Raw genomic sequence first — 14,959 nt, forward strand, 5'->3', positions numbered from 1 at the left:
AGAATCTCCGCTTAAAGCCGGACCTGGCGGTCAAGCTGGATGGACATTTTGCGTTCAAAGATGGAAGTGGTCAGATCGGTGATCCAGCCCCGGAAAAAATTGGTCAGCATGCCAACCAGCAAATAGCTCACGGCCAACGGCGCCAGTGGCAGCCCCAGCGTTGTCAGCCCGTTGGCGATGCCAAGGTAGACAAACAGTTCACCCGGATTGATGTGGGGAAACAGACCGTTCATCGAATGGCAGCTATAGGACGCGGCGGCATAATAGCTGGGCTTATATTTCTCCGGCATAAAACGCCCCAGACTCAACGTCATCGGGTTGCAGAACACGAAGGTGCCGATCACCGGCAAGATCAGATACCTTGATAAGGGATTGCCGGCACAGCGCTGTGCCAACCGCTCTATGCGCTCCTGACCGACAAATACAATTAAGGCGTTCATAACGACTAACAGACTTATCAGTAAAGGCAGTATGCCGGTGACCATACCGACAAAAACTTCGCCACCTTTCTGGAACAGGCCGATAAACCACTCAGCCCCGTGGGTGATGACTTCTATCATTCTCGCTCTCCTGTTTCCTCTGGTGTGTGCTCAACGGCAGACGATCGCGCCGCCACCGTTAAGATGCTAATAAAGTATAATCAAAATTCTTTTTTTAATTTTAAATTGATCACATTTTGAAAGTTATTTATTTCAAAATAAAACATAAATGATAGGTTAAGATGAAAGATAACAAATGAAGAGAGGAAAGAAGTCATGCAGATCTATCTTGATACCGCGGATATCGACGCCGTCACCCGATTAGCACGCACGCTGCCGCTGGCAGGTGTAACCACGAATCCCAGTATTATCGCCGCCGCAGGTGTTCCCATCCGTAAGCGATTACCGGAACTGCATCAGGCGTTGGCGGGGAAAGGACGTTTTTTTGCCCAGGTTCTGGCGGGAAATGCAAAGGAGATGGTCAAGGAAGCGTTTGAACTGAGGCGGTGCATTAGCGACCTGATCGTCAAAGTACCAGCCACCGCGGAAGGTCTGGCAGCGATAAAGATCTTGCACAGCGAGGGCATCCCCACGCTGGGAACCGCCGTCTACGGCGCGGCGCAAGGGCTGTTTTCCGCACTGGCGGGCGCGGAATATGTGGCGCCTTATGTCAATCGCATCGACGCCCAGGGAGGCAACGGGATACAGACAGTGAGCGAACTTCAGCAATTGCTGACGCTGCACGCGCCGCACGCCACGGTACTGGCGGCCAGTTTTAAAACGCCGCGTCAGGCGCTGGATTGCATGTTGGCAGGATGTCGGGCCATTACCCTGCCTGTCGATGTGGCGGAACAGTTTATCGATACGCCCGCCGTACTGGCGGCAATAGAAAAATTCGATAACGACTGGAAGAAAGCGTTTGGCAGCTTGACGCTATAAAATGAAGAAAATTTTCTTTCAAGATAAAAGAGAAACCGTGGCGATGCGTCTGTACGCGGAATAACGAGTTCAAACGCACCGCGTATTACGGCAGGCACGCCTGCTCTATTCGCAATACTGTCGCAATGCATCCTGTTTTTCCGGCAACAAGCGGTAGAGATACACCGGACGGCCCGTTGAACCATACAGAATATTGGTGGCAAGAATACCGGTCTCAGCCAGATAGATCAGATATTTACGGCATGAGACGCGGGAAATGCCGATAGCATTGGCCAGCATTTCCGTTGAAAATTCGGCCCCCTGATTACCTTCAATCCACTCACACACGGTGCGCAACGTTAAGCTGGTCAGCCCTTTCGGCAGTTTTTTACGCTCACTGGCCGAATTGCTGTTGGTGCGGCGAATCAGGTTATCGATATCAGACTGCGCCACGAAATCACGGTGTTTCAGTAAATTCGCTTCTTCACGGTAGGCCGTTAATGCCTGTTCAAAACGAGAGAACTGGAAAGGCTTGATCAGGTAATCCACCACACCGTAGTGCAGCGCTTTTTTGATGGTATGGACGTCACTGGCGGAAGAAATAATAATCACATCCGTCTTCTCACTGAATTCACGGATGGTTGGCAACAAATCCAGCCCGTTATCCTGCTGCATATAGATATCCAGCAACACCAGGTCGATTTCGGAATTCGGTTGCATCAGTAAATTTCTTGCCTGCTGCAATGTGGGCACTGTCGCATAACAGCTAAATCCGGAAACCTGATTCAGATAAGATTTATTTAGCTCTGCAACCATGGCATCGTCATCAACAATCAGTACATTAATCATGGTCAAACAGCCTTGCTTGATAAGGGATATTAACGAAAAACTGGGTATATACCTCAGGTTCCGACTCAAAATCGATGTGGCCGCCGATCTTTTCCAGACTCTGTTTGGTCAGATACAGGCCAATACCGCGTCCACTGCCTTTAGTGGAAAAACCTTGCTCATAAATACGTTCCTGATCCGCTAGCGCAATGCCGGGGCCGTCATCGCCAACCGTAACATGTAAACGTCCATCCTGATGATGGAAACTGACGCTGATTTCGCAATTTTCCTGGTCGTCGATGGCGTCCATGGCATTCTCAATCAGGTTACCCAGCACAGTAATCAATTCATTGGTTGCATCGACATTATCCGTATCCGGCAACAGACTTTCTTCGCTAATGGATAGCGTAATGCCAAGATCGCGGGCACGGTTAATTTTACCCAACAAGAAACCGGCGATCACGGGCGATTTGACTTTACGAATAATGGAGCCAATTTCCGCCTGATAGTTATTGGCGGTTTTCAAAATATAATTCTCCAGCTGAGAATAATATTTTAAATGCAGCATCCCCAATATCACATGCAGCTTATTCATAAACTCATGCGACTGCGCCCGCAGGGCGTCCGCATAGTAGGACATCCCGGTCAAACGCTGTAGTAGCTGACTGATCTCCGTTTTATCACGAAACGTCGCGATTGCCCCGATAATATCGCCCTTCACAAACACCGGCACGGTATTGGTCAGCAACAGGTGTCCGTTAAAGTTGATTTCCTCATCACGACGGGGAGTGCCGCTTTCCAAAACCTGCTTCAGGTGTAAGTGCTCCAACCATTGCTCACTGACGCGCTCGGTAGACTTATTCAGCAACGGATTATCCTGACGGAATAGTCGCCTGGCCTCATCGTTAATCACGGTAATACGCGCCTGTTGATCAACCGCGATCACACCTTCCTTGATATGTTTCAACATGGCATTACGCTGTTCAAACAGGTTGGATATTTCGAACGGTTCAAAGCCCAGCATAATCCGTTTGAGCACCTTCACCAGAATCAAGGTTCCCAACCAGCCAACCAGCGCCCCGGCAAGGATGGCCCACGGGATCATCCAGCGGTTATCACTGATAACTTTTTGCACGCTGGTCAATGCAATGCCTAGCGCAACCACGCCGACCTGCCGATGATCGTAGTCAAACACTGGCGTAAACACCCTCAACGCCGGATCAAGCGTGCCACGGTTAATCGAGGTGTTTTCCACCCCCAGCAGCGAGGGATAAATGTCGCGACCGGCAAAATATTCACCAATCCTTTCCGGTTCCGGATGACTGTGACGAACGGTATCCATATCGGTGACGGTAACGAAGAGCAACTGATTACGCTGACGGACCATTTCTGCCGCCCTTTGAACGTCATCCGGATTTCCAAAGCCCTTCAGGTCATTAATAACCGCAGGGGAAGCAGCAAAGGTACGGGCAATCGAGAAGGCTTTTTCCCGCAGATGATCTTCTGATAATTGATTGATGCGAAAAAACAATAAGGAGTACACCATCAACAATACTGCGCCAAGCACAACAGAAACCATTAGAAACACCGACGTCCCTAACTTCAACGGTGCTTTTTTCTTGCTCATGTCGCTCTCCAGAATAACCATCATGACACCGTTATCTTATACTGTTTCGCCACTTTTCGCGTATTGGGATAAACGCGCCAACCACGGGTGGTTGAGCGCGTTATATGAGAAAGGAACTAGAATAAAGCTGAAGACAAAGGCGCTATCTGGCCTTACCAGAAACCAAGCAGTTTCCACCACATGCCGCCCACACCAAACCAGATTGGAATGATGACCAGGCTGACAAAGAAACCAATCTTCCACCAGGTGCTCAGCGGCACGTAACCACAGCCAAACAGAATCGGCGCCGGTCCACTGGAATAGTGGGTCGTGGACATAAACAGGTTACTGAAAATACCGAAAACCAGCACGGTCAGCATCGGTGGCGCACCTGCCGCCAGCGCAATCGAAACAAAAATCGCATACATCGCGCTGATGTGGGCAATCGCACTCGCCATCAGATAGTGGCTGTAGTAGTAAACCAGCAGCAGCAGGCCGAGCATCGGCAGCCAGTGCATACCGCTTACCGCATTACCTGCCAGCCCCCCCATCCAGGCAATCAAACCCAATTTATTAAGCTGTCCTGCCAGCGTCATCAGCACGGCGAACCAGACAACGGTGTGCCACGCTTCCTTTTCACCGACCACGTCATCCCAGGTCAGGGCTCGGCTGAGCAGCAGCACACTCAACCCCGCCAGCGCCGTCAGAGTGGCATCAATGTTCAGCGTAGAACCTAGTACCCAGAACGTCACCAGACCGACGAAGACACCTAATACGACCCATTCATCGCGGCTCATCGGCCCCATTTCACGCAGCCTTTCGACAGCAATAGCGCGCATTTCTGAGGTTTTCTTCAGTTCCGGCGGATAGAAGCGGTAAATCAGATAAGGGATCAGCGCCAGTGACAGGAAACCAGGCAACAGCGTGGCCAATGCCCAATCGGTCCAACTGATATGAATACCGAACTGAGACGCCAGCTTGGCAACCATCGGGTTGCCCGCCATGGAGGTCATGAACATCGCCGACGTTACGGCGTTACACTGGAAAATGGACTGCACCAGGAAAGCGCCGATACGACGCTGCGTGCCTTTTTCCGGCGTTGAGTCATACGCTTCGGAAATGGAGCGGAACAGCGGCGTGATGATCCCGCCACAGCGTGCGGAGGTGGAGGGCATGGCGGGCGCAAACAGTAAATCGGTGAATACCAGTCCATAAGCCAGGCCCAGCGAGCTATTACCCAGTTTACTGATAAACAGCAGACCGATACGGCGGCCAAAACCGGTCTTAATAAATCCGCGGGAAATAAAGAACGCGCAGGCAATCATCCAGATGGTCGGATCGCTGAATCCCGCCAAAACTTCTTTAATGGATAACAGACCGAGGATTGCGACAGACGTCAGGCTGAACATTGCCATGGCGCCGAGAGGATAAGGCGAGAGAATCAGGCCGACAACCGTGGCAATAAAAATCGCCATTAAATGCCAGGCATCGGGTTTAACCCCTTCAGGAACCGGGAGTAACCATAACCCACCGGCAATACAAAGTATGATCAGGAGCTTTAGCAACCTGCTACTATTTGCAGACATAAGAACACCACTCTTCATTAAAACGAATTCTCTAATTCACGACGGATGTCCCGTGCGGAAGCGTTGGTGTTTCTTTTATTCTTCCTTCATCATCCAGCAGGTTAATGTGATATTAACGAGCACAACAGGAAACATCTGTGGAAAAAAAGGACGAGAAAATAATCGGTCAGGGTACTTTTCTCGTCCTATCAAATCGAATAACTAATGAAAATATAATATTATAAAGCGATCTGAAAATAGCATTACTTTAATTACTAAATGTGATTATTAGTTTATTTATTAATTCTTTTTTAGGATAATGAGTAAAATAAAAAACCTTTAAATTCAATAATAATTGACAATTAAAGAACATAAAATTAACTTGAATCCGCCTTACAAACCCAATATAAAAATCACATTATGTGAAAGGGCGTTATATTCCTTTTTACCGCCAACCATTTATACAAATTTATTTATTTTAAACACAATATTCCCATTAAATAAAAATAATTAAGGAGAGGAATTTTCCCCTCCTTAATTGGCTTTATTTTTTATCCTGACGATAACATTTCAGCACGCTTTTTAAGCTAATTGCTTTCCCGCCGTGTGCGCTACATCGCCCAGAACAGAACGGCCAGCAGTTGGGGTGACATAATGCGTAAAAACATCGCCAGCGGATAAACCGTGGCATAGGAAAGCGCTGCGGCGCCACTGCTGGAATGCAATCCATTCGCAAACGCCAGCGCCGGCGGATCCGTCATTGAGCCGGCCAGCATGCCGCACAGCGTCAGATAATTCATATTGCCGACCGTTCGCGCCAATACGCCGACAATCAGCAGCGGAATAATGGTAATCATAGCACCGTAGCCGATCCACCACAGCCCATCGCCATACAACAGGGTGTCGATAAAATCACCGCCGGATTTCAGCCCCACCACCGACAGAAACAGCACAATGCCCAGTTCACGCAGCGCGAGGTTAGCGCTGGGGGGCATAAACCAATACAGCTTACCAATGCCGCCGATTCGCCCAAGGATCAGCGCGACCACCAGCGGCCCTCCCGCCAGCCCCAACCTTAAAGCGACGGGAAACCCCGGAATAAACAGCGGAATAGATCCTAGCAGAACGCCCAGACCAATCCCGATGAATACCGGCAACATTTGTACCTGCTGAAGCTTCTGCTGCGCGTTTCCCACGATATCCGCCACGGCATCAATGGCGGACTTTCGCCCAACCAGATTCAGGATGTCCCCGAATTGCAGACTGGCATTGTGACTGGCGACCAGTTCGACGCCAGCACGGTTCAGGCGGGAAATGACCACATCGTAGTTTTGCTTCAGGTTCAGCTCACGAATCCGGCGCCCCAGCACCTTCTCGTTGGTCACGACCACCCGCTCAACATGCAAATCGGTACCACGGGTCGATAGCGATGTATCCACTTCCTGACCGATCACCAATCGCGCCTGTTCCAGATCGTTTTTCGTCCCGACCAGATGCAAATAATCACCCTGTTGGATCACCGTCGCCGGAGAAGGCACCATCAGCTCATCGCCACGCTTCAGGCGAGAGCACACGATCGTGTCATTGTTCAAAATGGGAACATTCTGAATCGCCAGCCCCTGTAAATTGGCGTTCGTTACCGACACGTTCATCGTAAGCAGCTGTTCATGATGCTGCCCGCTGTGGTTTTCAAACTGTTTTGCCTCCGCATCGATCGCCACGCGAAACAGAACCCGCAACAGCCATATCACCAGCAGGATGCCGCAAATCCCCAGCGGGTAAGCCATGGCGTAGCCCATGCCCATTTGATTTACCATCGCGCTGCTGGAGCCGAGATCGGTCAGGATTTGCTGACCCGCGCCAAGTGAAGGCGTATTCGTGACGGCACCCGAGAAAATCCCGAGAATAATGGGAAGAGGAACATTGAAAATTTTATGAATCCCGACGGTTACCAGGCAGCCGAGAAATACCGTCAGAATGGCAAAACCGTTGAGACGCAAACCAGAAACACGCAAAGAAGAGAAAAAACCCGGACCGACCTGAATACCAATGGAATAGACAAACAGAATTAAGCCGAACTCCTGAATAAAATGCAGCATGTCGCTATTCAGCGTGAACTGATAGCTCTGGGCAAAATGCCCGACGATGATCCCTCCGAACAAGACCCCGCCAATCCCTAAACCTACACCGTAAATCCGCCAGTTACCGATCCATAAGCCCAGAACAGCTACCAGCGCCAGCATACTAACGGTAAGCGCGATATCACTCATACCCTGTATCCTTTTTGTGCGGACTTATCCTCTTGAGAAAAAAACAAAAGCCGACAACTCGTCTGAGTTTGGGCTTTTACTGCCATTGATTCTGTCAGAACGGTTCGGGGGGAAACGTGGCGGGCAGCACAAAAAAAGCCGGAAGCGTTTTTTGACGTCGCATCGGGGACGGCGGGCCATAAAAAATGCCCGCGGCTTAGCTAAGTCGCGGGCACAATAAACAAAACCGGGATCGTTAACGCCGTCGGATTACCCGTTAGATTCACTCTCTTCGGCTGACTGGGTTAACGCCGGCCGGCTACCGCCAATCGCAATCCGCTGCGGTTGCAGCGCTTCCGGTACTTCACGCACCAGATCAATGTGCAACAGGCCGTGTTCAAAATGTGCGTCGGAGACATGCAGATGCTCCGCCAGGGTAAAACTCAGAGAGAATGGCTTCAACACCAGCCCCTGATGCAGGTATTCCACTTTTTTCTCTGCCGGCGTCGGGTTGCCTTTCACCGTCAGGCGCGGGCCTTCTACCTCAATATCCAGTTCGCTTTGCTGGAATCCCGCTAAAGCCAGTGTGATGCGATAATGGTTATCGTCTTTTTTCTCAATGTTATACGGAGGGAACTCAATCGGTTCCTGACCGCCCATCGAACTGGCTAGTTTGTCGAAACCAATCCACTGACGCAGCAGCGGTGATAAATCATAGTTACGCATAATATTTACTCCTTCTGTGAAGCGAGACAATCTCTCCCGGTCGCGACGAAGCGCGGCTGGGTTCGCCCCCATTCGGCGGACGAAACAGGTTTAATCATTTGTTTTACTGCCATACCGTCGCCACTGACGGCAGGTCAACGTCGGTTATTTGATTTCAATCCGACGCGGCTTCATCGTTTCCGGCACGATACGCTCCAGATCGATATACAGCAGACCGTTTTGCAGATTGGCGCCTTTCACCTGGATATGCTCTGCCAACTGGAACTTGCGTTCAAAATTGCGCTCGGCAATGCCTTGATACAGGTAGTTGCGGGCCGTTTGTTCACCAGCATGCGCGCCTTTCACAATCAACAGGTTGTCATGCGCGGTAATATCCAGTTCCTGTTCGGCAAAACCGGCGACAGCAATGGCGATACGGTATTGGTTTTCGTCAACCAACTCGACGTTGTACGGGGGATAGCCGCCATTACTTTGGGCCTGACCGCTTTCCAGCAGATTAAACAGGCGATCAAAACCGATAGCGGAACGGTAAAGCGGAGAAAAATCAGGGTTACGCATAAAACAGCCTCCTAAAATATTCAGCGAGGATTAACAATCAGCCTTCCATCAGGACAGGCGCCGCCTGAACAGATACCCTTACGGCATATCCTTTTTGTCAGGCTTATCATCAATATGGTGACCCCTCTCAGACTTTCAATGGCGTGAAAAGAAAAATTCGTGCTTTTCATGCAAAATTCACCCATAAATCGAGTGTTATCACATACACTCAATAATGCGACAGACAAGGTACCGTCGCATAACAACTGCCTATCCCCGGATGGACGATACGATTATCATGCGAAAAAAGACCATGCTGAAAAGTGCCTTCTTCTCTTTCATCATCACCGGCAGTGGTATTGCGTCGCTCAGCGGCTGTTCCAGCGTGATGACGCACACGGGGGGAGACCAGGGATATTACCCCGGTACGCGCGCCAGTATGAATATCTTGCGCGATGACGATACCAGTTGGGCGATGATGCCGCTGGTGGTGCTTGATTTGCCGTTTTCCGCCGTCGCCGATACGCTGTTGCTCCCCTATGACTATTACCGGCTGGGGAGTAATAACACGTCTATGCGCGAACGCGTTTTACACGGCGAGCAAGAGAATCAACCGACCGATCCACAGACCGTATCCCCTCCGCCGGCTCACCATCCGCTTTAAGCCCGCGGTTTACCCCCTTATGCGGGCCGATCTTCTGCTCATCATGCCGTCGTAACGACAGCGATTTTTCCCGCTATCCACGTTCAATCCGCCCGCACAGCAAGGCCTGCGCGCTTTTGCAGTTTCTGAGAATCGTTATCCCATAAAGTTTATACAATATAAAATATATATTTGTTAGGTTGAATTCTGTTCACAAGCACAAGCCAATACCAATAGCGCCCAACCACTTTCAAAGTGCAGGAAGTCCGGAAAGATGGCAGGGCAGAACAGAATTCATCAGGGGGTTTTATGTCATGGTTCACCCAACTGTCCCGCTGGGGACGATATACATTACTGGTTTTAAGTCTGACGGCGGCGCAGGCTCTGGCCGATACGCCGCAACGTGGCGGCACGCTGACGTTAATACTCTCCAGCGAACCCTCTTCACTGGTCTCTTTGGCAACGGTGGCGCAGCCGGCCATCGCCGTCAGCGGCAAAGTCAGCGAAGGTTTGCTGACATACGACTACGATCTCAACCCGCTACCGCAGTTGGCGACGTCCTGGGAAATCAGCCCGGACGGCAAAACGTATACGTTTCATTTGCGTAAAGGCGTGAAATGGCATGACGGACAGGACTTCACCTCGGCGGATGTCGCTTACTCCATTCAATTGCTGAAGAAAGTGCACCCGCGCGCCAGCAGCACTTTTGCCAACGTGGCGGATATCAAAACGCCCGACCCGTTAACCGCCGTGTTTGAGCTTTCCCATCCCGCTCCGTATTTACTTCGCGCATTTGCCGCGGGCGAAACGCCAATTATTCCCAAACATATTTACGACGTTGCCGGCACGGACCCGTTGAAAAGCGCCAACAACAACGCGCCGATTGGTACCGGCCCGTACATATTCAGCGAATGGGTGCGCGGCAGTCACATTGTGTATAAACGCAACCCGAACTATTGGGATAACCCGAAACCCTATATCGATCAGCTGATTGTGAAATTCTCGCCGGATGCCGTTGTGCGGTCGCTGGCGCTGGAAACCGGTGAAGCGGATATCGCCTACCGGACTCCGGTCGCCCTGAGTGATATCGCGCGGCTGAAAAAAGAGGGGAAACTGGGCTTTGAAACCAAAGGGAACAACTACTCTTACAGCGTGGCGTCACTGCAATTCAATCTGGACAACCAATACTTTAAGGATCTCAGAGTACGTCAGGCGTTTTCACACGCGATCGATCGTGATGCGCTGCTGCGAATCGCCTATTTTGGGCAAGGCGTCGTCACCGCATCGCCTATCGCTCCCGGATTGAAAACCTTCCACGATCCATCGCCGTCGCCTTATCCGTTTGATATCGATGCCGCCAACCGTCTGCTTGATGAAGCGGGTTATCCACGCGGCGCCGATGGCGTCCGTTTCCCTATCACCCTCGACTACAACACCTATGACGACGCGTTTCGCCGTATTGCTGACTTTACCCGCTCGTCATTGGCAAAAATCGGGGTGGCGATAACCCTGCGCTCATCCGATATTTCCACGCACACCAAACGCGTTTACACCGATCGCGATTTTTCACTGGCCGTTGGCATGTTCGCCAATCTGTACGATCCGACAGTCGGCGTACAGCGTCTTTACTGGTCGAAGAATTTCCGCATCGGACTGCCATTCTCCAATGCTTCCCACTACGTCAATCCGGAAGTCGACCGCTTGCTGGAAGCCGCACAGACGGAAAATGATCCCGCAAAACGTATCGAGCAATTTAACGCATTCCAGAAAATCGTGATGCACGACGCCCCGGATATCAACCTGATATCGCCGCTGTTCATCACCATCTACAACCCGCGCGTGCACGATCACTCGCTCACCGCCGATGGCGTGGAAGGGAATTTATCGGGCGTGTGGGTGGAGCCTAAACGCTAAGGTGTTTGCTGGCAGGCGGGGTTATTCTCCCGCCTGCTCGCGCAGCGAAAAACGCGCGCCGTTCAGATGTTGCGAAAGCAGCGCCGCACCGCGTTCGCCATCCTGCTCGACGATGGCGCGCAGAATTTCCGCGTGCTCTTCCGCCACCACTTTCCAGTCGCCACGGCGATCGTTAAGCTGGTTACCTTTAAAACGGATACGGTAAAGACGGGCATTCAGATTGGCATGCACCTCGATCAGTGTCTCATTGTGCGAGGCGCGTACCAGCGCCAGATGAAACGCCTGATTGGCATGAAAATAGCGCAGTGACTCGCCTGCGTTGAACGCCGCCATCAACGCTTTTTCATGCTGCTGCAACACCTTGATATCGGCTGGCGTCGCATGCCGGGCCGCCAGCCTCCCCGCCAGTTTCTCCATTTCGGTATAGACCACCAGCATATCTTCCACTTCACGCGCATCCAGCGATGCCACAACCACCCGTTTGTTTGGCTTCATATCCACCAGACGCTGGGCCGCCAGCATTTTCAGCGCTTCGCGCAGCGGCGTCTGGGAGATTTGCAGGGTTTCACAAATCGACTGTACATTAATGGGATCGCCGGGCTTCAGGATGTCCTGAATAATTAAATCGCGCACATAATCCGCCACCTGATCAGTGAGCGGCCGACGATCTACGGTTACCGCGGGAAGCGTAACCACGCCATCCTGTTCTGAGTCATTCATCTGTGCCATAGCGTCCTCAATGCCGCCAGCATCCCCGATTCCTGACGGATATTCACCGCAGAAAATCCCACACGGCATATGCAATAAATGGGAATGGATAGCTGATAAAGTTTATACAATATAAAATATATATTTGTTAATTTGACTGCAACTTAGCCAACGGACGTTGGCTTGTCAACGTCAAAAAACAGAAGGAATTTCCCATGAGTAAGCCCCGTAATGAATCTGGCGAACAACCGGCTTCCCTTTCATGGCTTAAACTGGCGGAAACACCATTGACCGGCGACGTTCTGGACGTTATCGAGCGTACCGCAGCCAAAGTCGGCCACCGCCGCAATACGCAATTGATTCTGGCTCATTATCCAGATTTGCTGATTGCGCAAGACGCGCTCAGCCGGGCATTGAACCAGCCGCAAGACAGCGGACTAACCGCGCAGGAAAGAGAGTTAATCGCCGTCGTCGTCAGCGCCGAAAATCGCTGTGCTCCGTGCGTTTTCGCCCACGCCGCCACGCTGCGCCAGATCAGCGGCGATCCGGTGTGGGTTGGTCAGATTGAAGTCAACTATCGCCATGCGTCGCTGACCTTACGCGAGCGGGCATTGGCCGACTATGCCCGGCAAATCACCCAGGCGCCGCAAAATATCGAGCCGGAACATCTGGACGCACTACGTCAGGCCGGGTTGACCGAGCGGGATATTCTGGACGCGGCGGCCATCGCCAGCTATTTCAATTATAGCAATCGTCTGAACAGCGCACTTGGCGTCAAGCCCAATGTCGAAGCCTATCTGGACGCCCGTTAAAATGAGTTCATCCTTTGATTCTCGTTTGGCCCAGCAGTTCGCCGAGCAAAATATCCTGCCGCTGGACGTCCTGCGCCGTCGGCAAAGCATGAAGTGGCAACATTATGCGCTCGATATTTTACCCGCCTGGGTCGCGGAAATGGATTATGCCCCGGCACCGGCGATTACCGATGTTCTGCGCCACTGGCATCAGGATCAGGACACCGGCTACCCTTACCGCCAGCGCGATCGCGCCGAACACGCGCTGGCTCGGGCGTTCAGCCGCTATATGCAGCGGGACTTTGGCTGGGAAACCGATCCGACAAACGTGCTGGCGGTAAATGAACTGGTTCAGGCGGTTTACCTGCTCCTTCTGGCATTCAGCGAGCCGGGCGACGGCGTGTTATTGCAAACGCCCAGCTACCCGCCTTTTTACGATGCCATTCGCGAAACCGGCAGGCGCTTACAGGCCAGTCCGCTGGTGGATAACGGACAAGGTTACGAAATCGATTTTGACCATCTTGAGCGCCAGATCGACGCCAGCACGCGCATTCTCCTGCTATGTAATCCCCATAACCCTACCGGACGGGCCTTTCGTCGGGAAGAGCTGGAAAAACTGGCGGCGCTGGCAGAAGCCCATGATCTGCTGGTGATCGCCAATGAAATCCATGCCGATCTGGTTTTACCGGGTCATCAGCATATTCCGTTTGGTTCGCTGCGCCCGGATCTGGCATCCCGCACCGTGACGCTCAATTCGGCCAGCAAAAGCTTTAATATCGCGGGATTACGCTGCGGGCTGATGTACTTTGGCGACGGCGAGCTAAAACAGCGCTTCACCCGGCGGCTTCCCGCCAAAGTGCTCGGCTACCCTTCCGGCGTTGGCATTGATGCCACCGTCGCGGCATGGGATCGCGGACAACCCTGGCTGACGGGCTTACAGCACTACCTCTACGAGCGCCGCGAGCAGGTGATCGCCACATTACAACACGCTTTGCCTGCCGTAAAAGTGTACGCATCGCAGGCAACCTACTTTGCCTGGCTTGATTTCAGCGCATTATCGCTGCCCACTGCGGCGGGCAGCCATTATCTGCGACACGGCAAACTGGCGCTCAGCGCCGGGGAAACGTTTATTCCATCTGGCGGGTCGTTCGCCAGACTCAATTTCGCCACGTCAAAGCAGATTTTGCAGCAGATACTGGAAACGCTGATCGACGCCACGCCACACTGAGACCGCACCGGAGAGAAAACGATGAGCAACGATCCCCGTCCTGACCGCGCCACCTCCGCTACCGTCGGGATCCTGATGGTAAAAACGCATTTCCGTCGCTATCTGGGTGACATTGGCAATGCCGAAACCTGGTCCTTCCCCGTACGTTATCGCGTGGTGGAAGAAGCCATCCCCCAACGGATGGGGCATCTGGATCAGCACAATCTGTTGGAACCGTTTAAGCGGGCGGCGCAATCGCTGATTGATGAAGGCGTCGACGGACTGACCACCAGCTGCGGTTATTTATCCTATTATCAACAGGAACTGGCCGCCTGGTCGTCGGTGCCGATCGTCACCAGTAGCCTGCTTCAGTATCCTTTGGTGGAACGATTATTACCGGCGGGAAAACAGCCGTTGATTCTGACGTTTGACGATCGGACGCTGCGGGGAGATTATCTGGAAAAAGTCGGTATCCCGACTCAGGCCGCCGTGACCGGCATGCCGCCGGATTCGGAATTTGTCCGTTCTATCCGTCAGGGGGATGACGGCGTTTCCTATGTCACGCTGGAACAGGAAGTGCTGGCAATGGCCAGGCAGGCGCTACTCCGCTTTCCCAACACCGGCGCGCTGGTGCTGGAATGTACTAATCTCGCGCCGTTCAGTGCCTCGCTGCATGACCATCTCGGTCTGCCGGTATTCGATACCGTTACGCTGGTGAACGGGTTTCAGGCGGCATTACAGCCCAGGGCTTATGATGGCGGTGAAAAATGGTGTATTTAGTCAACGAA

14 protein-coding genes are annotated in these 14,959 nt (G+C 52.2%); 6 read left to right on the forward strand and 8 right to left on the reverse strand.

Features of this window, described 5'->3' with window-relative positions; all coding sequences use genetic code 11:
- Positions 1 to 11 precede the first annotated feature (11 nt).
- Entirely contained in the window at positions 12 to 560 is a 549-nt protein-coding gene (gene srlA, locus B4923_RS10950) for a PTS glucitol/sorbitol transporter subunit IIC (RefSeq protein WP_109054400.1), read from the reverse strand.
- 195 nt (positions 561 to 755) lie between these two features.
- Here srlA and fsa point away from each other — a divergent pair, with 195 nt between their 5' ends.
- Entirely contained in the window at positions 756 to 1,418 is a 663-nt protein-coding gene (fsa, locus tag B4923_RS10955) for a fructose-6-phosphate aldolase (protein ID WP_109054401.1), read from the forward strand.
- Between the two features lie 105 nt (positions 1,419 to 1,523).
- Here fsa and dcuR read toward each other — a convergent pair whose 3' ends face one another.
- From dcuR to ibpA, 6 genes are all read right to left on the reverse strand, one after another.
- Positions 1,524 to 2,246 carry a two-component system response regulator DcuR gene (dcuR, locus tag B4923_RS10960; protein ID WP_109054402.1) on the reverse strand — a complete coding sequence of 241 codons (723 nt, stop codon included), beginning with the start codon at positions 2,244 to 2,246 and terminating at the stop codon, positions 1,524 to 1,526.
- Positions 2,239 to 3,852 carry a sensor histidine kinase gene (locus tag B4923_RS10965; RefSeq protein ID WP_109054403.1) on the reverse strand — a complete coding sequence of 538 codons (1,614 nt, stop codon included), beginning with the start codon at positions 3,850 to 3,852 and terminating at the stop codon, positions 2,239 to 2,241. Before B4923_RS10965 ends, dcuR begins: the two co-directional genes overlap by 8 nt.
- 152 nt (positions 3,853 to 4,004) lie before the next feature.
- Positions 4,005 to 5,417, reverse strand: coding sequence for a DASS family sodium-coupled anion symporter (locus B4923_RS10970; RefSeq protein ID WP_109054404.1), 1,413 nt, complete (start codon positions 5,415 to 5,417; stop codon positions 4,005 to 4,007).
- A gap of 590 nt (positions 5,418 to 6,007) precedes the next feature.
- Complete coding sequence (locus tag B4923_RS10975) at positions 6,008 to 7,666, reverse strand: putative transporter (protein WP_109054405.1); 1,659 nt, start codon at positions 7,664 to 7,666, stop codon at positions 6,008 to 6,010.
- Positions 7,667 to 7,915: 249 nt separating this feature from the next.
- Positions 7,916 to 8,371: a small heat shock chaperone IbpB gene (ibpB, locus tag B4923_RS10980; RefSeq protein ID WP_109054406.1), complete on the reverse strand. Its 456-nt coding sequence runs from the start codon at positions 8,369 to 8,371 to the stop codon at positions 7,916 to 7,918.
- A gap of 144 nt (positions 8,372 to 8,515) precedes the next feature.
- A complete protein-coding gene (ibpA, locus tag B4923_RS10985) occupies positions 8,516 to 8,929 on the reverse strand; it encodes a small heat shock chaperone IbpA (protein ID WP_109054407.1) in 414 nt (137 codons plus the stop codon).
- 277 nt (positions 8,930 to 9,206) lie between these two features.
- On the opposite strand from ibpA, the gene B4923_RS10990 reads away from it, so the two are divergent.
- On the forward strand, positions 9,207 to 9,572 hold the full coding sequence (locus tag B4923_RS10990) for a YceK/YidQ family lipoprotein (RefSeq protein ID WP_109054480.1): 366 nt from the start codon (positions 9,207 to 9,209) through the stop codon (positions 9,570 to 9,572).
- 288 nt (positions 9,573 to 9,860) lie between these two features.
- Positions 9,861 to 11,465 carry an ABC transporter substrate-binding protein gene (locus B4923_RS10995; protein WP_109054408.1) on the forward strand — a complete coding sequence of 535 codons (1,605 nt, stop codon included), beginning with the start codon at positions 9,861 to 9,863 and terminating at the stop codon, positions 11,463 to 11,465.
- Positions 11,466 to 11,486: 21 nt separating this feature from the next.
- Here the strand turns inward: B4923_RS10995 and B4923_RS11000 are convergent, their stop codons facing one another.
- Positions 11,487 to 12,194 (reverse strand): GntR family transcriptional regulator, encoded by a 708-nt coding sequence (locus B4923_RS11000; RefSeq protein ID WP_170116044.1) that lies wholly within the window; start codon positions 12,192 to 12,194, stop codon positions 11,487 to 11,489.
- Positions 12,195 to 12,388: 194 nt separating this feature from the next.
- Between B4923_RS11000 and B4923_RS11005 the strand changes: the two genes are divergently transcribed.
- Genes B4923_RS11005 through B4923_RS11015 form a run of 3 tightly spaced genes read left to right on the forward strand, consistent with a single transcriptional unit; the run spans position 12,389 to position 14,951 of the window.
- Complete coding sequence (locus B4923_RS11005; protein ID WP_109054410.1) at positions 12,389 to 12,985, forward strand: peroxidase-related enzyme; 597 nt, start codon at positions 12,389 to 12,391, stop codon at positions 12,983 to 12,985.
- Position 12,986: 1 nt separating this feature from the next.
- Positions 12,987 to 14,192 (forward strand): MalY/PatB family protein, encoded by a 1,206-nt coding sequence (locus B4923_RS11010; protein ID WP_170116045.1) that lies wholly within the window; start codon positions 12,987 to 12,989, stop codon positions 14,190 to 14,192.
- Positions 14,193 to 14,213: 21 nt separating this feature from the next.
- The gene (locus B4923_RS11015; RefSeq protein WP_109054412.1) at positions 14,214 to 14,951 is read left to right on the forward strand and encodes an aspartate/glutamate racemase family protein; all 738 of its coding nucleotides are present in this window, start codon (positions 14,214 to 14,216) and stop codon (positions 14,949 to 14,951) included.
- The last annotated feature ends 8 nt before the right edge of the window (positions 14,952 to 14,959 follow it).

Origin of the sequence: Brenneria roseae subsp. americana (genome assembly GCF_003115815.1) — a bacterium.
Taxonomy (GTDB): Bacteria; Pseudomonadota; Gammaproteobacteria; order Enterobacterales; family Enterobacteriaceae; genus Brenneria; species Brenneria roseae.